This window comes from Nitrincola alkalisediminis, from assembly GCF_009821115.1.
In the GTDB taxonomy this organism is placed as follows: domain Bacteria; phylum Pseudomonadota; class Gammaproteobacteria; order Pseudomonadales; family Balneatricaceae; genus Nitrincola; species Nitrincola alkalisediminis.
The window spans coordinates 22,688-40,438 of sequence record NZ_VYTY01000006.1 but is presented as its reverse complement, the minus strand read 5'-3'; the positions used below and the strand labels follow the sequence as shown (position 1 = coordinate 40,438).

Annotated in this window: 19 protein-coding genes; 8 read left to right on the top strand and 11 right to left on the bottom strand. The window is 47.8% G+C overall.

The window, feature by feature from the left end; genetic code table 11:
* The first annotated feature begins 4 nt into the window (after positions 1-4).
* A complete protein-coding gene (locus F5971_RS10485) occupies positions 5-1,531 on the top strand; it encodes a putative bifunctional diguanylate cyclase/phosphodiesterase (protein WP_193494947.1) in 1,527 nt (508 codons plus the stop codon).
* On the opposite strand, the gene F5971_RS10480 is transcribed toward F5971_RS10485, so the two are convergent.
* On the bottom strand, positions 1,500-3,011 hold the full coding sequence (locus F5971_RS10480; protein ID WP_036511806.1) for a YifB family Mg chelatase-like AAA ATPase: 1,512 nt from the start codon (positions 3,009-3,011) through the stop codon (positions 1,500-1,502). The genes F5971_RS10485 and F5971_RS10480 overlap by 32 nt on opposite strands.
* A 31-nt stretch (positions 3,012-3,042) precedes the next feature.
* Positions 3,043-3,336, bottom strand: coding sequence for an accessory factor UbiK family protein (locus F5971_RS10475; RefSeq protein WP_193494946.1), 294 nt, complete (start codon positions 3,334-3,336; stop codon positions 3,043-3,045).
* A 373-nt stretch (positions 3,337-3,709) separates the two neighbouring features.
* Here F5971_RS10475 and glnK (F5971_RS10470) point away from each other — a divergent pair, with 373 nt between their 5' ends.
* The 3 genes from glnK (F5971_RS10470) (at position 3,710) to glnK (F5971_RS10460) (ending at position 5,906) form a co-directional block, all read left to right on the top strand.
* Positions 3,710-4,048 carry a P-II family nitrogen regulator gene (gene glnK, locus F5971_RS10470; protein WP_036511803.1) on the top strand — a complete coding sequence of 113 codons (339 nt, stop codon included), beginning with the start codon at positions 3,710-3,712 and terminating at the stop codon, positions 4,046-4,048.
* Between the two features lie 38 nt (positions 4,049-4,086).
* On the top strand, positions 4,087-5,361 hold the full coding sequence (locus F5971_RS10465) for an ammonium transporter (protein ID WP_193494945.1): 1,275 nt from the start codon (positions 4,087-4,089) through the stop codon (positions 5,359-5,361).
* Between the two features lie 206 nt (positions 5,362-5,567).
* Positions 5,568-5,906: a P-II family nitrogen regulator gene (gene glnK, locus F5971_RS10460; RefSeq protein WP_112160645.1), complete on the top strand. Its 339-nt coding sequence runs from the start codon at positions 5,568-5,570 to the stop codon at positions 5,904-5,906.
* A 140-nt stretch (positions 5,907-6,046) separates the two neighbouring features.
* On the opposite strand, the gene F5971_RS10455 is transcribed toward glnK (F5971_RS10460), so the two are convergent.
* Together F5971_RS10455 and F5971_RS10450 are read right to left on the bottom strand one after the other, a co-directional pair.
* A complete protein-coding gene (locus tag F5971_RS10455) occupies positions 6,047-7,351 on the bottom strand; it encodes a sensor histidine kinase (protein ID WP_193494944.1) in 1,305 nt (434 codons plus the stop codon).
* Positions 7,352-7,354: 3 nt separating this feature from the next.
* Positions 7,355-8,059: a response regulator transcription factor gene (locus F5971_RS10450; protein ID WP_193494943.1), complete on the bottom strand. Its 705-nt coding sequence runs from the start codon at positions 8,057-8,059 to the stop codon at positions 7,355-7,357.
* Positions 8,060-8,194: 135 nt separating this feature from the next.
* Here F5971_RS10450 and F5971_RS10445 point away from each other — a divergent pair, with 135 nt between their 5' ends.
* Positions 8,195-8,641 carry a Spy/CpxP family protein refolding chaperone gene (locus F5971_RS10445; protein ID WP_193494942.1) on the top strand — a complete coding sequence of 149 codons (447 nt, stop codon included), beginning with the start codon at positions 8,195-8,197 and terminating at the stop codon, positions 8,639-8,641.
* Between the two features lie 65 nt (positions 8,642-8,706).
* Here the strand turns inward: F5971_RS10445 and trmB are convergent, their stop codons facing one another.
* The 6 genes from trmB to ftsY all read right to left on the bottom strand — a co-directional run bounded on the left by trmB (position 8,707) and on the right by ftsY (position 14,008).
* Positions 8,707-9,438, bottom strand: coding sequence for a tRNA (guanosine(46)-N7)-methyltransferase TrmB (trmB, locus tag F5971_RS10440; RefSeq protein ID WP_193494941.1), 732 nt, complete (start codon positions 9,436-9,438; stop codon positions 8,707-8,709).
* Between the two features lie 90 nt (positions 9,439-9,528).
* On the bottom strand, positions 9,529-9,903 hold the full coding sequence (locus F5971_RS10435) for a DUF423 domain-containing protein (protein ID WP_036511793.1): 375 nt from the start codon (positions 9,901-9,903) through the stop codon (positions 9,529-9,531).
* A gap of 65 nt (positions 9,904-9,968) precedes the next feature.
* Entirely contained in the window at positions 9,969-10,832 is an 864-nt protein-coding gene (rpoH, locus tag F5971_RS10430) for an RNA polymerase sigma factor RpoH (RefSeq protein ID WP_193494940.1), read from the bottom strand.
* Positions 10,833-10,960: 128 nt separating this feature from the next.
* Positions 10,961-11,956, bottom strand: coding sequence for a permease-like cell division protein FtsX (gene ftsX / locus F5971_RS10425; protein WP_246187792.1), 996 nt, complete (start codon positions 11,954-11,956; stop codon positions 10,961-10,963).
* On the bottom strand, positions 11,949-12,614 hold the full coding sequence (locus F5971_RS10420) for a cell division ATP-binding protein FtsE (protein WP_193494939.1): 666 nt from the start codon (positions 12,612-12,614) through the stop codon (positions 11,949-11,951). The genes ftsX and F5971_RS10420 overlap by 8 nt, the downstream gene beginning before the upstream one ends.
* An 8-nt stretch (positions 12,615-12,622) precedes the next feature.
* Positions 12,623-14,008, bottom strand: coding sequence for a signal recognition particle-docking protein FtsY (gene ftsY / locus F5971_RS10415; RefSeq protein WP_246187797.1), 1,386 nt, complete (start codon positions 14,006-14,008; stop codon positions 12,623-12,625).
* Positions 14,009-14,488: 480 nt separating this feature from the next.
* Between ftsY and F5971_RS10410 the strand changes: the two genes are divergently transcribed.
* Together F5971_RS10410 and rsmD are read left to right on the top strand one after the other, a co-directional pair.
* Positions 14,489-15,685: a hypothetical protein gene (locus F5971_RS10410; protein ID WP_157682341.1), complete on the top strand. Its 1,197-nt coding sequence runs from the start codon at positions 14,489-14,491 to the stop codon at positions 15,683-15,685.
* Between the two features lie 21 nt (positions 15,686-15,706).
* Positions 15,707-16,333, top strand: coding sequence for a 16S rRNA (guanine(966)-N(2))-methyltransferase RsmD (gene rsmD / locus F5971_RS10405; protein ID WP_036511787.1), 627 nt, complete (start codon positions 15,707-15,709; stop codon positions 16,331-16,333).
* Between the two features lie 15 nt (positions 16,334-16,348).
* On the opposite strand, the gene F5971_RS10400 is transcribed toward rsmD, so the two are convergent.
* On the bottom strand, positions 16,349-16,969 hold the full coding sequence (locus F5971_RS10400; protein ID WP_051514465.1) for a TetR family transcriptional regulator: 621 nt from the start codon (positions 16,967-16,969) through the stop codon (positions 16,349-16,351).
* Between the two features lie 273 nt (positions 16,970-17,242).
* Between F5971_RS10400 and coaD the strand changes: the two genes are divergently transcribed.
* Positions 17,243-17,731: a pantetheine-phosphate adenylyltransferase gene (gene coaD / locus F5971_RS10395; RefSeq protein WP_036511785.1), complete on the top strand. Its 489-nt coding sequence runs from the start codon at positions 17,243-17,245 to the stop codon at positions 17,729-17,731.
* Positions 17,732-17,751 lie beyond the last annotated feature (20 nt).

Sequence of the window (17,751 nt, the reverse complement as noted above, 5' to 3'; positions counted from 1 at the left end):
CTGTATGTCACCAGTTGTTGAGAGGGATAACCCTGTTATTCCTGAATTCCAACTGATTCTGGTTGATAATAACGAAAATAGCCAGATCACCGAAAGGCTTTGTCGACTTTTATCTGAAATAGGGTCTGTTTCACGCGTTCCATCCATTGATGCCATTTGTCAATCAAAACAACATGGGGCGACACGTTACTTAATTGTGCCAATGGATGATCCGACACCAGAACCTACCTATCCATTTGATGGATACGACCCACTTACAGGGGTTGGAAATCGAGCCTTTCTTTATAAATCCCTACAAAAGACACTACTGGAGTTATCGTCACCCTTTGCACTCGTGAGCTTAGACATTGATCGATTTTCGACGCTGAATCATCAATATGGGCAAGCCATGGGAGATGCGTTGGTGAAGGCCTTAGCCCAACGATTACTGCACTTTGCACCCGCATCGTTTGTCTCACGCATGGGCAGTGATGAGTTCTGCTTTATTGTCCACTTTGAGCCTAAACAAACTCGACGACAGGATGTTCGACATCTGATTGATCACCTCTTAGAAACCTTGGCGCCCGCCTATCAAATCGGGTCACACGAGGTGTCTCTATTTTGCAGTCTAGGCATCGTGTTAGCCCCCCAGCACCACCAAGATGTTGATCAGCTAATCAATTACGCCAATCTGGCCAGAACACGAGCAAAGCACACCCATGGACATAGTTTTGCCATTTACGATGACAATCTAGATCGACACTCGCGCACCACCGCCGCACTCGAACCTGAGCTTTGGCGAGCCTTGCAAAAAGAAGAGTTTTGCTTGTATTACCAGCCTCGTGTCTGCCTTAAAAGCGGCAAAATAATTGGCGCTGAAGCGTTAATTCGTTGGCAACACCCTCTTCTGGGACTTATTTTACCCGATCACTTTATTCAGCTCTGTGAGCGATCAGGCCTTATCGTACCCCTAGGGTATTGGATTGTGGAACAAGCAGGCAAGGATATCCGGGCATTTCAACAAACCGGATTAGAGGGACATGTCAGCGTCAACTTGTCCTTTCGACAGTTTCAGGATGACTATTTGGTCAGCTCCCTTGAGCGTTTGATCACACTCTACCCTAGCCAACCACAAATGTTAGAATTTGAGCTCACCGAAACGGCCTTATACACCGATGAAGCACACGTCATTCAGTGTATGAAGGCTATTTCCGATTTGGGCATTGAGTTCTCACTGGATGATTTTGGAACGGGCTACTCTTCCTTTTCAATGCTGCAAAAACTGCCCATCTCAACGCTGAAAATTGACCGTTCTTTTATCGCAGGCATTGGCCAGCAGGCCGACGATGAAGAAATTGTCCGAACCCTCATCCGATTAGGTAAAAATCTGAACAAAAACATCATCGCTGAAGGTGTCGAGAATGAACAGCAGCGTGCTTTCTTAGTCGAGCATGACTGCCTTCTCGGGCAGGGTTTTTATTACAGCCCACCTGTTACAGCGGCTGCGTTTATTCAACTGCTTAATCAGCAATTGGCTGCAACTGCCCTCTAAACGCCAAAGCCTCGAGCAGGTGCATTGTTTGCACTTGCTCGTCACCTGCTAGATCGGCCAAAGTTCTTGCAACGCGTAAGACTCGATGGCAACCCCGAGCGGACAATGAGAAGTTTTTCATTGCCGCGGTCAGAAGTCCTTGGCCATCGTCTGTCAACAAACAATGCTGATCCAGCAAGCGGCCATTCAGATGACGGTTGCTAAAGCCCTGACGACTCAACTGCTTCTCTCTGGCGGCAACGACTCGCTTGCGCACGTCAAGACTCGATTCAGCTGGACACTGGCGATTCAACAAAGTGTCCGGTGACAAGGCCGACACCCAAAGTTGTATATCGATACGATCAAGCAAGGGGCCTGATACGCGTCCTTGATAACGCCGTACTTGATCAGGTGAGCAGCTACAACGATCCGTTCCATCTTTCGCATAACCACAGGTACAGGGATTCATGGCAGCCACCAACTGAAACGATGCAGGAAAACACACCTGTCGGGTGGCACGCGAGATCATGATCGAGCCTGTTTCGATGGGTTCTCGCAGCACATCCAGCACGCGACGGGGAAACTCAGGTAACTCATCTAAAAACAAAATGCCTTTATTGGCTAACGAAATTTCACCCGGCCGCGGATGAGAGCCTCCACCGACTAAGGCAACAGCGGATGCGGTATGATGCGGATTGCGAAACGGACGAATACCTGCACATGCCGCATCAACCTGATGTCCCGCGATGGAATGAATCGCGGCCACTTCTAAGCGCTCATCCATCGTCAATTCGGGCAGAATACCCGGCAAACAGGATGCTAATAAGCTTTTCCCACTGCCAGGTGGCCCTGTGAATAGAATATTATGCTCACCGGCTGCAGCAACTTCTAAAGCACGACGTGCTTGTAACTGACCTTTGACCTCAGCCATATCTGGGGCCGTCGTCACGCCAAGGTTAACTGGCAAGGGAACATAAGGTTCTATTGGTTGTTTGCCCTGTAAGTGTGCAAACACCTGCAACAAATGAGTTGCCGGTAAGACACAGGTATCCCCAATCAAGCGCGCTTCCTGTGCACAGGCATCGGGTAGGATGAGGCTTCGTTTTGCTTTCCCACAGGCGACGGATGCCGGCAGAGCACCCCGTATAGCACGCACCTCACCCGATAAGGAGAGTTCAGCAATCATTTCATATTGATCGAGCGATTTACACTTTAACTGACCCGATGCTTGCAAAATGCCAATTGCAATCGCTAAGTCATAACGACCGCCCTCTTTTGGCAAGTCTGCAGGGGCTAAATTTATGGTAATTCGACGCTGAGGAAACTCAAAGCCTGCCGTTAAAAGCGCACTGCGTACACGCTCCTTACTTTCTTTAACGGCGGTTTCGGGCAATCCAACAATGGATAGGGAGGGAAGTCCACCGGAGAGATGAACCTCAACAACGACTTGGGGCGACTCAATGCCCACTTGAGCACGGCTAAATAGAACCGCTAATGACATAAAAACCTTCCTTGGTTAATAAGCAAAAAATCTAGCTTTCTGTAGTGGTTGACCCAGTTTGCGCCACTTGGCTGGCGATATCCAAACGCATTTCCAATTGAGCAACTTTTTCTTCCAGGGCTTCGAGCTTTTCACGCGTTCGAAGCAAAACGGCTTTCTGCGCCTCAAACTCATCTCGAGTGACAAGATCGAGCCGATTAAACGTCCCCTGTAGCAGAGTATTCATTTGCTGTTGCAGCTCTTTTTGACCCGGTAACTCTTTCGCACCGTTCAAGAATTGGCTCAGTTGTTCGGAGAACCCTTCCGCCAGTTTTTGATGAATCATGACATTGCTCCAATGATTGGCCGACGACCGACTAAACTAGATGACCCATGAGTAATTCAGCCTAGCTTACCTCAACTGACGTCCGCCTGCATCTAAAGACACAGGTTTACCTTGATCCTAATGTGCATACGCAGAATTGCACCATTTAAGTGCATGCACGATTTGAGTGCACCTAAAGTATACGACTGAACATTTATGTAGCTGTAATTCGAGCCCTCATTGAGCAGCAAAGACATCTAATGCATTGAAAAGAATACACAATAAATTATTGGCACAGGTTTCGCTATTGTATTGGCAAGCGAACCCATCTCTGTGCACAGGGGGGACACACGAGTATGAGTTTGAACATTTTGTATCCAGGGGAGACATTCTTATGAAACTGGTTTCAGCGATCATTAAACCTTTTAAGCTTGATGATGTAAGGGAAGCGCTATCCGATATTGGCATTCAGGGGATTACAGTAACTGAAGTCAAAGGATTTGGGCGTCAGAAAGGACACACCGAACTATACCGTGGGGCAGAATATGTTGTCGATTTTTTGCCTAAAGTCAGAATTGATGCAGCGATTGCCGATGATGTAGTTGACCAAGTGGTCGAAGCGATCAGTAAAGCCGCTCAAACTGGAAAGATTGGTGATGGCAAGATTTTTGTCACTCCGTTAGAGCAAGTTATTCGCATTCGTACCGGTGAATCCGGCCACGACGCACTCTAATACGATTTTTCACTTTTCGCCTGATGGAGGGCTAAACGATGGAAGAGATGATTCTCGCCACCGCGGACGAGGTTAGACACCTTGCCTATGCTATAGATACGTTTTATTTCCTAATTTGTGGTGCTTTGGTAATGTGGATGGCCGCTGGCTTTGCCATGCTCGAAGCTGGCTTGGTCCGTGCCAAGAACACCACAGAAATCCTGACTAAAAACGTCGCACTTTACGCCATTGCCTGCACAATGTATCTGATATGCGGTTACTACATCATGTACAGCTCAGATGCAGGCGGCATATTCCCAAGCCTTGGCGGTTTAATTGGCGATGAAAACAGTGTCGCGGATGTACTGTCAGGTGATGAAGATGCACCTTACTACTCAGCTCGCTCTGACTACTTCTTCCAAGTGGTTTTCGTTGCCACCTGTATGTCAATCGTATCCGGTGCTGTTGCTGAGCGTATGAAGCTTTGGGCTTTCTTGGCATTCGCCGTCGTCATGACAGGCTTCATCTACCCAGTCAGTGGTTACTGGACTTGGGGCGGTGGCTTCTTGGACGAAGCAGGTTTCTCTGACTTTGCAGGCTCAGGTATCGTTCACATGGCAGGTGCAGCCGCCGCATTAGCAGGTGTGCTAGTACTGGGTGCACGTAAGGGCAAATACGGTAAAGACGGTCAAATCAATGCGATTCCTGGGGCCAATATGCCATTGGCAACGCTCGGTACTTTCATACTCTGGTTGGGCTGGTTCGGCTTCAACGGCGGCTCTGAGTTGAAAATGTCGGATGTTGATTCAGCCAACAACGTCGCTCAAGTGTTCGTCAACACCAACGCAGCCGCTGCTGGTGGTGTGATTGCAGCTCTGATCTTTGCTCGCCTGTGGTTCAAAAAAGCAGATCTGACCATGGCGCTTAACGGTGCGCTGGCTGGCCTGGTTGCCATCACAGCTGAGCCTCTAGCACCATCCGCTCCAGGCGCTGCCTTAATTGGTGCCGTCGGTGGTCTCATCGTGGTCTTCTCAATCATCACCTTAGATAAACTGAAAATTGATGATCCAGTCGGTGCCATCTCTGTTCACGGTGTCGTGGGTATCTGGGGTCTTCTAGCTGTCCCACTTAGCAATGAAGATGCTACCTTTGGTGCTCAGATTCTAGGTATGGTCTCTATCTTTGCTTGGGTCTTCATTGCTAGCTTGATCGTCTGGGTAATTCTGAAAGCAGTCATGGGTATCCGTGTATCTGAAGAAGAAGAATACGAAGGCGTCGATATTGCTGAGTGCGGAATGGAAGCCTATCCAGAATTCGCAACCACTCGCAAGTAATTAACACCTTAGATAAAAAGGAGCTCATCGTAGCTCCTTTTTTATTGCCTGCGCATCAACAAAGAGCGGACTTCATTTGTACTTGTGCTTTGTGCTCGATTCAGCAATGCTTAGCACAAGGATTCAAGGTATACTGATCTCAATACTGCCTTGGTATTGCTATGACACTGCTTCCAACTCACAGGCCGGATTTATAGGAGAATAGAATGAAACTGATTACAGCCGTAATCAAACCCTTCAAATTAGACGATGTACGAGAGGCACTTTCTGATATTGGAATTCAGGGCGTCACGGTGACTGAAGTCAAAGGGTTTGGCCGTCAGAAAGGTCATACTGAACTGTACAGAGGTGCTGAATACGTTGTTGACTTCCTACCCAAGGTCAAAATAGAAGTCGCTATTGATGATGCGATGATTGAGCAAGTGATTGAAGCCATCACTAAAACGGCCAATACTGGCAAAATTGGCGATGGTAAGATCTTTGTGACCCCCTTAGAACAGGTGGTTCGTATTCGTACCGGTGAAACAGGTCCAGATGCCCTTTAATCTAGACTGGGTCTGATGCAGTGCGTCTGCATCAGACTTATCCACAGAATAAAGCCACCCCAGACATACAAGTAACCAATTGAATTAAATATAAAAAATTAACACAACCCCCATGAAATCCCTAACTTATACCTTTTTTATCAACAGACCTTGTTGATGGGATCAAATGGCAGAGCTATATCTAAAGAAAACCCGCCTTCTACTCGATTCGCTATCTTCAGTTCACCACCAAAGCACTCGGCACCTCTTTTTATAATACTCAAACCCAATCCATATCCGTCGGATACCCCTGATGTTTTTCCTCTCACAAAAGGCTCCATTAAGGTCTCTAATAGCTCCTCAGAGACACCTGGACCGTTATCGAGCACTTTGAAATGCAATCGCTCCCCCTCCAGCTCAATCTTCAATTCAATTTCGCCATCAGGTGGCGTGTATTTCAGTGCATTCACCAAAGCATTACTGAGCATACGTAACAGCAATTCATTTCGATAGTTACACATCATCGTATCAGAGGGAGTCGTGATTAACAGTCGATGCGCTTTCTTTAATGGCTGAACATCTTGTAAAAGCTGCTCCAATAGCACAGATAGTGCATAGGGGGGCTCGTAGAGTGTTTCACAGCCGATTCGAGAAAATGACAAAATTTCGTCAATTAAGCGGCTCATGTAATCACACTCTTTATTAATACGCACTAAGGATTTGTGCTCCTCTCCAAGCGACTGCTCAACCAACCCTACCGCCATTTGCAAGCGGGCTAAAGGAGCCCTCAGCTCATGAGAGACATCCTGCAGCAAGCGCTCTCGATCCGTAAGCGTATTTTCAACATAATCAGCCATCCGGTTAAACTCTCTTGCCAACTCACCTATTTCATCTGTGCGCCGGCTTAAGCGCCCCTTTGCACGGCTGCTTAAATTCTGCTGATCGTATAAATTTCGAGCATGCTGCCGTAACTGATTAATCGGGCGTACAATCCAAACGCTTAACAACAATGCGATTAGCCCCGCCACCAACATGACAGAGATCATTTGTATGGACAGTGTAAAACGTAACATCCGTACTAAATGGAATCGCTCTTGAGGGATGGGGATCTCAACCAAATAACGCTTTCCCGAATCCGTTTCCATTGTAAAACTCAGAATAGCCTCTGGTGGCAAGTGGCGCCGGAACGAGATAAGTTCTTTATTTTCGTCAATATCGGTGACTTGCACAGATATTCGAGAAAGACGGCCACGAACATGGCGAGGATCATTAAGAAACAACAATCCATCTTCATAACGCTCAATGATAAACTGTGCTTCAGAGGTAGCACGTGTATGCAGCACATCATGCCAATGACGCTGCTCGCTGAGCGTCAACAAGCCATAGGTTAACCCACCCATTAAAAGAGTACTGACCAACCAAGTCGAGGCAAATATTTTCCAAAAGAGATGCTGATACCATCTCATGCCTTACTCCTTCACCAACAGATAACCCTGCCCACGGATGGTTTTTATCAGCTCAACATCGCCGCCTAAGCTCAGTGCCAGCTTTTGCCGAACACGACTGACATGAACATCCAGTGCACGATCATAGGCCGTTAGTTTTCGATGCAGGACTTTTTCGGTCAATAACTCTTTCGATAACACAGCACCCGCATGCTTCATTAACTCATGCAGCACGTTAAACTCGGCACTAGTCAACTCCATCGGCTCACCTTTAACTGAGACGGTGCGGCGTCCCGCATCTAATTCAATGCCATGCAACGCAATCACGGCCTCAATTGAGGATTGATGAAGCGATGCATATTGCCCTCTTCGTAACACAGCACGTATGCGTGCCAGCAATTCACGTGGATTACAGGGTTTTGCCATGTAATCATCGGCCCCCATCTCAAGACCCAGAATTTTATCAATTTCTTGCCCACGCCCGGTCAGCATGATCACTGGCGTTAAAACACGTGGCCGCAACTCTTGCAACAACTCTAATCCCGTGCGCCCCGGCATCATCACATCTAAAATCAGTAGGTCGTAGGATGGGCCTTCCGTTAAACGCGCTAGGGCTTGATCAACGGAGTAAACCGCATCAACTCGATACCCTTCATGCTTTAAATAGTCACTGAGCAATTCACAGAGTGCAACATCATCATCAATCAGCAGTAAGCGTTCGTCAGTCATTCGTTTCTCCTTTTCAGCACATCATAAAAGGTCCTGATATTTATAAAACAAGCTTTACCAAACTTTACGCTGTCCTCACCCTACTTTGCAGAATGATTGCTCATACTAAACGCATCAAAACAAAGGAGAGACACCATGAAGACGAAAATCATATCTGCAAGTTTAGTCCTATTGATAACAGGTGCTATGTCAGTTGCCGCTGTTGCCAACCCGAACATTGGGCGTGGATCGGCTTCACTTGAAACACTTCAGCAACAACTCAATTTGACAGAAGAGCAAGTTCAAGCATTCAAAGACTTGCAAAACCTTCAGCGCCAAGCTCGTCAAGACGAGCGTCTAGAGCGCTTAAAAACACGGCTCAGCTTATCAGATGAGCAAGCTGAGCAAATGAAAGCCATGCACAGCGAGCACCAACGTACGCGTGAAACGCTCAGACAACAACATCAAGAGCAACTCAGTCAAATATTGACGCCTGAACAGTTAGAACAAATGCAGGGCATGCGAGGCGAAGGACGTAGCGGACACTTCAAAGCTAAAGGTGAAGGGCGCAAAATGGGACGTAATGCAGGACCTAACTGCTAAGCCTTATAGATGTTAAACGCCATCAAATCGATCGACAGAGGGTTTGATGGCTTTAATCATTTGGCTTAAGCGATACGGTTAAAGATAAGATCCCACACACCATGGCCTAAACGCTCACCTCGGCGCTGGAACTTGGTTACAGGACGCCAGTCGGGCTGAGGTGAATAACCTCCCTCACCTGCGGCATTTTCATACCCTTCTGCCTGACTCATCACCTCCATCATATGTTCCGCATAAGGCTGCCAGTCGGTTGCCATATGGAAATGGCCACCTAACACCAATTTAGAACGCAGACTTTGTACAAACTCAGACTGAACAATCCGTCGCTTATGATGGCGCTTTTTAGGCCATGGATCTGGGAAGAACAACTGGAGTGCAGAGAGACTTTGATCTGGAATGCACTGCGCTAACACTTCGATGGCATCATCACAGTAAACACGTACGTTGGTTATTTTCTCTTCATTCAGCCTGCCAAGCAAACGCCCGACCCCGGGTGGATGAACTTCGATTCCCAAAAAGTTTTTCTCTGGCATTTGACGCGCCATTTCGAGGAGAGAATCCCCCATGCCAAAGCCTATTTCCAAGACAACAGGCGCCTCTCGGCCATATACCTGCTCAAAGTTCAGCATTCCATCGGCCAACTCTAATCCATAGGCTGGCCAGTTATCTTTTAACCCTCGCTCTTGACCTTCGGTCATGCGTCCAGCGCGAACAACAAAGCTGCGAATGCTGCGCAAGGGTTTCGATACAGGTGTGTTTTCTGGAGATTCAGGTGTTTCTGTATGCTGGTCAGTCATAGGCCTATCGTCAGTTAAGCTGTTTAATGCGAGTTAAACAGACAGGTTAATGCCGGGTATTATACTGACTGAGACGAAGGACGACCAGAATCACGAGCGCCAAACTGCGAGAGCCAAGGTCAACCAACCCGCCAACAATGTAACGCCCCCTATGGGAGTGATCATACCCAATGCACGGACATCGAGGATGGCCATCAAGTAAAGACTGCCGCTAAACAACAGCATTCCCAGCAGGATTAAAGCACCACTCCAAGCACTCAAACGCGTTGGACGCGCTTGATGATATAAACCGACACCCAATAAGGCTAAGGTGTGCCAGAAATGATACTGAACCGATGTTTGATAAACGGACATCATCGATGGCTCTAATTGTGCCTTAAGGGCATGCGCACCAAAGGCGCCTAAAGCAACCGCTAAAAAGCCCGACACGGCGGCAGCCAAACTGAAAATTTTTGATGTTGACATTCAAATACCAACGAGCCGCTGTAAAGCGGCTCTGAATGATAACCTAGACGGTTTTGCGTAAGGTTTTAGGCTACAAGCACCATCGCATCACGCAGTTTTTTCATTGCATTTTTTTCGAGCTGGCGAATACGTTCAGCCGATACATTGTACTTCGCTGCCAAGTCATGCAATGTCGCCTTGTCATCGACCAACCAACGCTGCGCCAAGATGTCCCGACTTCTCTGATCCAAGGATTCCATCGCAGACATGAGCTGTTGCTGCGAAGACTCTTCCCAGTTTGTTTCTTCTAATTGAAGTGCAGGATCAGCCGACTCATCTTCGAGGTATTGTGCCGGTGACCAGCTATTCACCGATTCATCATCCTCACCGACGGGTGCATCAAAGGCGGTATCTGAGGATGCCATCCGGCCTTCCATTTGTCTCACGACAACAGAATCCACGCCCAGATCGGCGGCAACGGCATTGACTTCATCATTTGTCATCCAGCCTAGACCTTTTTTCTGCGAACGTAAGTTGAAGAAAAGTTTACGTTGAGCTTTGGTCGTCGCGACTTTAACAATGCGCCAGTTGCGTAAAATGAACTCATGCATTTCAGCTTTGATCCAGTGCACAGCAAAGGAAACCAGACGAACGCCCACCGTTGGATCAAAGCGTTTTACCGCCTTCATCAAACCGACGTTTCCTTCTTGAATCAAATCGCTTAGTGGCAATCCATAACCAGAATAGGATTTGGCAATATGCACAACAAATCTTAAGTGAGATAATACCAACTGGCGAGCGGCTTCCAGATCATTCTGATAATGTAAACGCTCAGCGAGTTCCCTTTCCTCATCTGCATTCAGAATAGGAATAGTACTAACGGTTTGAACATAAGCATTAACGTTGCCACCTGGAGATAGATGTTCAACAACTCGTAAGCTTGTGCCCATGTATAAGTAACCTCTTTTATCACTCAATGATTAACTCCCACTAAGACAGGATCTGGCACTAAAAGTTCCATTCTGAGCCTGACTTAGCGAGCTAAAAAATAGCGGCTGTCGAGTAAAATTGCAAGTGCCTAACGATCATCTGGTTCTATTTCACGCAAATGATGGCCAGTGGATAAAAAACCACCTAAAAGACCTAGAGTAGAGCCCACCGCCATCAGAGTGAGTCCGCCTTTGAATCCGAGCCCTTCGAGCTCAAAACGACTGGCATACAAACTCATCAGCTCAGTTACGGGCTGGTCAATCAAATGGATGGCAAAACTGACCATAAAAATTGCCAAGATGGAACCCATAAGACCATACCAGAATCCAGAGTATAAAAATGGACGCCTTACCCATGCATCTGTTGCACCCACCAACTTGGCAACCAAAATTTCATCTCGTCGGTTTTCTAACAGCATGCGCAGCGTATTCCCCACAACCAGCAATACAGCCAAGCCTAATAAAGCACTTAATACCCAGCTAAAACGCTGGGCTAGGACAACATAGGCATTGAGACGCTGGATCCACTCTAAATCCAATTGTGCTTCTTCAACCTCGGGCAATGCCAGCAATTCACTTTGTAAAGCCTGCAGCATGTGCGGACTGTGATCCAGCGGCAAGGCCAAGACGACAGCGGGTAAAGGATTGCTGTCAAACAGAGACAACAGATTGGCAAACTCCGAGTAGGATGAGAACTCCTGTAAGCCTTTTTCTCGATCAATCAGCTCCACACCGGACAACGCCGGATTGAGCATCAGCTCTAAACTAAACTGTTCTGCTCGAGCATCAGACACCGAGGTTTTGAGATAGAGCGCGATGCGTGGATTGGCGTCAAAGCCTTGACTAAACTGCTGGATATTATTAACAGCCGTCATGAGAAAGCCAGGCAACGCCAAGGACACGGCCAAGACAGCCAAGGTCATCAGTGTGGCAACAGGCGTCAGAAACATGCGGCGCAAGGCATCCAACGCGACAACGCGATTGTGGCGCAACCAACCATGGCTTTTGGCCTTAAAACTGATGTGATGGCGTTGAGCTCCTCGACGAGGTGCTGTGCGACCTTGATTCATATCGTGTTTAGACACCGGAGATGAGCCTCCCATTTTTAAGCACCAAGGTTCGCTTACGCATACGATGAATCAGGGACAGGTCGTGGCTTGCAATTAAAACCGTTGTCCCTATCCGATTGAACTGCTCAAATAAACGCATCACACCTTCAGACAATTCGGGGTCTAGGTTTCCTGTTGGTTCATCGGCCAAGAGCACTTGCGGTTTATGCACGATGGCTCGTGCAATACCCACACGCTGTTGTTCACCGCTCGATAGGGTGATCGGATTGTGTTTTTCTCGATTGAGCAACCCGACTTTATCCAACGCGGCCCGAACACGCCGGGCCGCGTCTTCGGGAGCGTAACCGGCGATTTCCAGAGGCATCACAACATTGGCAAAGACAGAGCGGTCGAATAAGAGCTGATGGTTTTGCAATACCACACCGATTCTGCGTCGATGCCAAGACACTAGACGCCTAGGCAGCTCTCCTAAGTCCTCATCCCCCACCAAGACATGACCTCGACTTGCCCGCTCCATCAGCATGATCAGCTTAAGCAAGGTGCTTTTACCCGCACCGGAGTGGCCCGTTAAAAAAGCCATTTCACCCGATGCCAGCGTAAAATCGACACCAATCAGTGCGTCATGCCCTTCCGAATAGCGCTTACCGACATTAAGAAATTGAATGGCCGCCATACCCTGCCTCAGTCAAACAATGCAGCAACAAATTCATCTGCGGCAAAGGGCCGAAGGTCATCAATTTGCTCACCTACACCAATAAAGCGAATCGGCAAACCAAATTGTTTTGCAACTGCAAAGATAATTCCACCCTTAGCCGTGCCATCCAGTTTGGTCAGTGTAATGCCTGTTACACCCACTGCCTCTTGGAACTGCTTGGCTTGGCTGATCGCATTCTGTCCGGTTCCAGCATCCAACACCAGCATTACTTCATGCGGTGCTTCAGGGTCAATTTTCTTCATGACTCGGACCACTTTGGCCAACTCATTCATCAGGTTTTCTTTATTTTGCAATCGACCGGCCGTGTCGGCGATCAACACATCAATACCTTTCGCCGTAGCAGACTGTAGTGCATCAAAAATTACTGAGGCTGAATCAGCACCCGTATGTTGCGCCACAACGGGGACTGCATTGCGCTCACCCCAAACCTGTAACTGCTCGACCGCCGCCGCACGGAAGGTATCGCCTGCCGCCAACATAACCGATTTCCCTTCCGCTTGAAAACGCTTGGCAAGCTTGCCGATGGTTGTTGTTTTACCGACTCCATTGACGCCCACAACTAAAATCACTTGGGGTTTATCTGCAGCGGGCAAAACTAAACCTTGCTCAACATGGCTCAAGAGCTCAATGAGTTCAGCTTTTAACGCCACTTTCAAGGCGTCAGGATCCTTAAGCTGCTTACGTGCGACCTTTTCGGTTAAACGTGCCATCAGCGCCGTGGTCGCATCCATCCCGACATCGGCCGTGAGTAGAAGCGTTTCGAGCTCTTCTAATAAATCGTCATCAATTTCCTTGCTGCTGCCAAAGAGCTCACTGATTTGTGAGGTCAGATTCTCTTTTGTGCGGCTTAAGCCACTGCGAATACGATCAAATAAACGTTTTTTCCGTTGCTCCGGCGCTTCTTCTGGCTCAGCTTTGGCCAGCACAGGGGCGACAACGGGCTCTGGCTCTGGCTCTGGCTCTGGCTCTGGCTCTGGCTCTGGCTCTGGCTCTGGCTCTGGCTCTGGCTCTGGCTCTGGCTCTGGCTCTGGCTCTGGCTCTGGCTCTGGCTCTGGCTCTGGCTCTGGCTCTACAACATCATGCACCTCTAGCGTTACATCGGTGTCAAGAACCGTCTTTTGTTCAGACTCAACTTGATTAATCTCTACTTCAACATCAGGTTTAAGGTGCTCATCCTCAGACTCTAATTCGGGCTCTGGCTCAGCCACCACGGGATCGTTAGGAATAGACTCGACTTCTGGCTCAACGGTTAACTCAACATCGGGTTCAACGTCGGACTCATGAAGCCTTTGAGCTTCAGGCTCAGCGTCCGCTTTAACCTCTGTGTGAGTTTCAGTCGGTGTATCGATCACAACGGAGGGTGCAGGCTCAGGTAGAATGGCCTCTTGCGGCTTAGCGGGTACCTCATCAACAGAGGATATTGTTTCAGTGATTACTGAAGCAGGGGGCTCTTCAGCCAGTTTAGGCTCTTCAATTGCTACAGTCGCGTTGATATCACTTGGGGCACTCTCAGGCGCTGGCGTAGGTGCTTCTGCGGGCTTTTCGGTCGGCTTTTCTTCAGTGAGCACTTCTGTCGGCTCTTCTGCCGGCTCTTCTATACGTTCAGAGCGATCTTTTTTAAGATACACATACACAGCAATTGCTAAAACCAAACCGCCCAGAATATAGGGTAACAATGAAGGGTTTATGCCATTATTCAGCATCCAAGTGTAGAATGATTCCATAACGTTCTTGAGTCCGCGATTGAGGCCTTATGCTGGCCATAGTGGATAAAAAGTCTCTAATTGCGATATCTTACCACAACCATTCACTCGACAAACCGACAAAACACTATGAGTTCATCTGAATATAAGCCTATTTTTAATCGACGCTACTTATACTGGCTCATGTGGTTTGTTGCCATCGCAATTGTCTTATTAAGTGCAACGGGGAGAGAAAAGCCCAAGCCACTGGATCGAGTCGTTTTTCACGCCAACCCACCTCATTATGTACTGCCTTTAACAACAGATAGAGTGCGAGTTCGTCTTCCGCTTCCAACCTCTTTGGCGCTCAGCGAGACCGCTCTTGCTCAGCAAAATGCGCTGATTGATGCACTGGGTCAACGCATCCTTCAGCAGGATCTCCAAGTCTGGTTACAAAAACAAAAGGCAGAAGTGTACTTAGAGCGTTTCCAGACACACCTCGTCATCCAATTAGAATTTGAAAGCCTCCCTGAAACACAGTCTTTATCAGAGTTCTGGTTATTATTAACCCAACCTCCAGAAACAGACTGGCAGCACTTACAAACGAGAGCCCTAGCGCAAGCACGTCTAACGCTACAGGGCGCCGAGTCCAGATTATTATCCGCTGCGGCGGTGTGGCTGTCCGCCCAACCGTCTTCTTGGAGGAGTGTCTCTGAACTCTATCAAGACACCTTCGCACATGCAGAGGGACGCTATCATTTGAGTGGCAACCTTCACGGCAATCGAGTATCCGATGCTGTTGTGCCAAAACAAGCCAACACCCTCGAACGCCCAGCGGCGGCTGATCTTAGGTTAGAGGGTTATCAATCCGAGTTTTTTCATTTAAAAGCTTGGCCTCTGGCACCTTCTCACCGAGTGGAGGATTGGGTTGCAAGTCGCTTGGCTGCGTTGTATCTGCAAGAGTGGATTCATTCGCAAGCTGGGGAGTTTCGTTTACTCTGGCAACCCTCGGAATCGATGGGCTATTTGATCATGTATCAATCTGCACAGAGCGCCAATGCGCTCAACAACTTTGCCCAGGTTGATATCAACACGCTCATGCCGTTAGTCACCAGCATGCTTGATACAGCTAAGGCCAACTTAACCGCAACGCTTGAACAACAAACATCTGCAGAGCTGGGCATGCTGGCTTGGTTAGACTTGATGACTCGCTTTAATTGGCCTCCTGATGCCTATCAATTAGCGTTGAGCACGATACAACAGACCGATCTCAACACCTTACATAACTGGATGCTAGACAACCTAAGCAACGATCATTTACTGAATTTAAGCTTGCATCCCTACTGATATTTTGCCCTAGGATACACTATGACTCGCCGAAACCGTGCTGCTCGCTCTCGTGATACGATCCCAAGCGACACTTCCAACTTACGTATCATTGCTGGTGTTTGGCGAGGCCGTAAAGTCCCGTTTATTCCAGTCGAAGGTTTACGCCCAACACCAGACCGCGTTCGTGAAACCTTATTCAACTGGTTACAACCCTCAATTGCGGGCGCGAATTGCCTTGACCTTTGTTGCGGTAGCGGTGCCCTAGGCTTCGAAGCACTTTCCAGAGGGGCCGCATCGGTCACCTTTGTCGACCAATCATCAATTGTTGTGCAGCAAATCAAACAGAATTTGCAGTTGCTCAAAGCTCAAAACGCAGCGGTCTTACACCAAGATGCCCTGCAGTGGCTAGAGTCCCGCTTGAAGGATCAAGAAGCTCGTTACGACTTGGTATTTCTTGATCCGCCTTTTCGCAAAGGCTTAATCAAGCCAATGTTACAGTTACTCGAAAGTAAAAACCTGCTCAATACAGGTGCCCTAGTCTATGTTGAAGCAGAGAGTGAGTGGGTGCCAGACATCGCCACCCTGTCTTGGCAACTTCATCGAGAAAAAGTCGCCGGTCAGGTCGCCTATCGTCTTTACATCTATTCAAACGAAGACGCAGAGTAAGCGTTTGTCAGGCACTTAGTCTTTTTCGGCTGATATACCCTGCATGACGATATGAATCAGGTTTTGTGCTTGGGCTTTATACTGTTTTGGATCGGATTCAGTGAGACTCTGATCCAGCAGCCCAAACAAGACCAAACTTAAACTCTGGGCACTCAAAATAACGGATAACTTTTTTTCAAGTAATTTATGCTTTTTGGCTTGCTTTAAAAAGTAGCGTAAATGACTCGTTACCATCTCTCGGTCTTCCATAATCCTTTCTGCCATTGACGCCAAAGCCGGGGATGCGGGTAGTCTGAAAAATAAACGATAGCCTTGCTGCAAAGAAATCGAGGTGGTCACTAGATGGATAACCCCCATTAAATAATCCTGTAATGCCTGCAAGGGGTTTTGTTTAGCCGCTTGCCTTTGTTCAATATATTGAATCTCAAAGGGCAGCTCGATTTGATGATAGATCTGGAATAAAAGATCATCTCTGTTTTTGAAATGCCAATAAATAGCGCCATGCGTCACGCCCGCCTGAGCGGCTATTTCCTTTAATGACACATGTTCAATCCCCCGATCCGCGTATAGCTCTAGCGCCTTAGTCAATAAAGCTGATCGCGTTTGTTCTGATTCTTCTTTTGTTCGACGAGGCATATCGCTCCTTAGATTTCGTATGGTTTGATCATTCTTCATCCTGAAGGACTACTCTATACGATCAAACGAGCGTCAAGCAATAATGATCGCCCAGCCACGGAGGAAAGACTTTCATAAAAATGCTAATACACGTAAAATTTATATAACTATAAGGGTTAAGAATTATTTTTTTATTACTTTATAGACTCAAACCATACTCTTTTTGTATTTGTACACGCCTCCTGATTGGGCTAAGATCCGCGCAAGTACACTGCTGATACGCTTGGGGATATTATGAATACGGCCGTTTACCCTGGTACATTTGATCCAATCACCAACGGACACACCGATTTGGTCGAGCGGGCATCTAAGCTTTTTGATATAGTAGTGGTTGCTGTTGCTGAAAGCCCTAAGAAACGCCCTCTATTGCCACTTAGCTTGAGAGTCGAGTTGGCAGAGGAGTCATTACGGCATGTGCCGAATGTGAAAGTCGTGGGATTTAATTGCTTATTGGCTGACCTTCTGAGTCAACAACAAGCAAATATTATCCTGAGGGGATTGCGAGCGGTCTCGGATTTTGAATATGAGTTTCAACTCGCGAATATGAATCGTAAGTTAAGCCCGGATATCGAAAGCCTGTTTCTCACGCCAGCAGAACATCTGACCTATATCTCCTCAACCTTGATTCGGGAGATCGCGTCACTGGGGGGAGATGTCAGCCAGTTTGTGCACCCTAAGGTATCAGCGTCACTTATTCAGTATTTGAGTCAACCTAACGTATAACGAAGTCAATGAGGTAGCCG

Bases quoted from the DNA above. Each gene is read 5' to 3' on its own strand.
- F5971_RS10455 (WP_193494944.1), bottom strand. From the start codon at position 7,351: ATGAGATGGTATCAGCATCTCTTTTGGAAAATATTTGCCTCGACTTGG.
- F5971_RS10465 (WP_193494945.1), top strand. From the start codon at position 4,087: ATGGAAGAGATGATTCTCGCCACCGCGGACGAGGTTAGACACCTTGCC.
- F5971_RS10435 (WP_036511793.1), bottom strand. From the start codon at position 9,903: ATGTCAACATCAAAAATTTTCAGTTTGGCTGCCGCCGTGTCGGGCTTT.
- rpoH (WP_193494940.1), bottom strand. From the start codon at position 10,832: ATGGGCACAAGCTTACGAGTTGTTGAACATCTATCTCCAGGTGGCAAC.
- F5971_RS10480 (WP_036511806.1), bottom strand. From the start codon at position 3,011: ATGTCATTAGCGGTTCTATTTAGCCGTGCTCAAGTGGGCATTGAGTCG.
- F5971_RS10475 (WP_193494946.1), bottom strand. From the start codon at position 3,336: ATGATTCATCAAAAACTGGCGGAAGGGTTCTCCGAACAACTGAGCCAA.
- F5971_RS10400 (WP_051514465.1), bottom strand. From the start codon at position 16,969: ATGCCTCGTCGAACAAAAGAAGAATCAGAACAAACGCGATCAGCTTTA.
- F5971_RS10485 (WP_193494947.1), top strand. From the start codon at position 5: ATGTCACCAGTTGTTGAGAGGGATAACCCTGTTATTCCTGAATTCCAA.
- F5971_RS10445 (WP_193494942.1), top strand. From the start codon at position 8,195: ATGAAGACGAAAATCATATCTGCAAGTTTAGTCCTATTGATAACAGGT.
- glnK (WP_112160645.1), top strand. From the start codon at position 5,568: ATGAAACTGATTACAGCCGTAATCAAACCCTTCAAATTAGACGATGTA.
- F5971_RS10420 (WP_193494939.1), bottom strand. From the start codon at position 12,614: ATGGCGGCCATTCAATTTCTTAATGTCGGTAAGCGCTATTCGGAAGGG.
- glnK (WP_036511803.1), top strand. From the start codon at position 3,710: ATGAAACTGGTTTCAGCGATCATTAAACCTTTTAAGCTTGATGATGTA.
- F5971_RS10410 (WP_157682341.1), top strand. From the start codon at position 14,489: ATGAGTTCATCTGAATATAAGCCTATTTTTAATCGACGCTACTTATAC.
- rsmD (WP_036511787.1), top strand. From the start codon at position 15,707: ATGACTCGCCGAAACCGTGCTGCTCGCTCTCGTGATACGATCCCAAGC.
- coaD (WP_036511785.1), top strand. From the start codon at position 17,243: ATGAATACGGCCGTTTACCCTGGTACATTTGATCCAATCACCAACGGA.
- F5971_RS10450 (WP_193494943.1), bottom strand. From the start codon at position 8,059: ATGACTGACGAACGCTTACTGCTGATTGATGATGATGTTGCACTCTGT.
- trmB (WP_193494941.1), bottom strand. From the start codon at position 9,438: ATGACTGACCAGCATACAGAAACACCTGAATCTCCAGAAAACACACCT.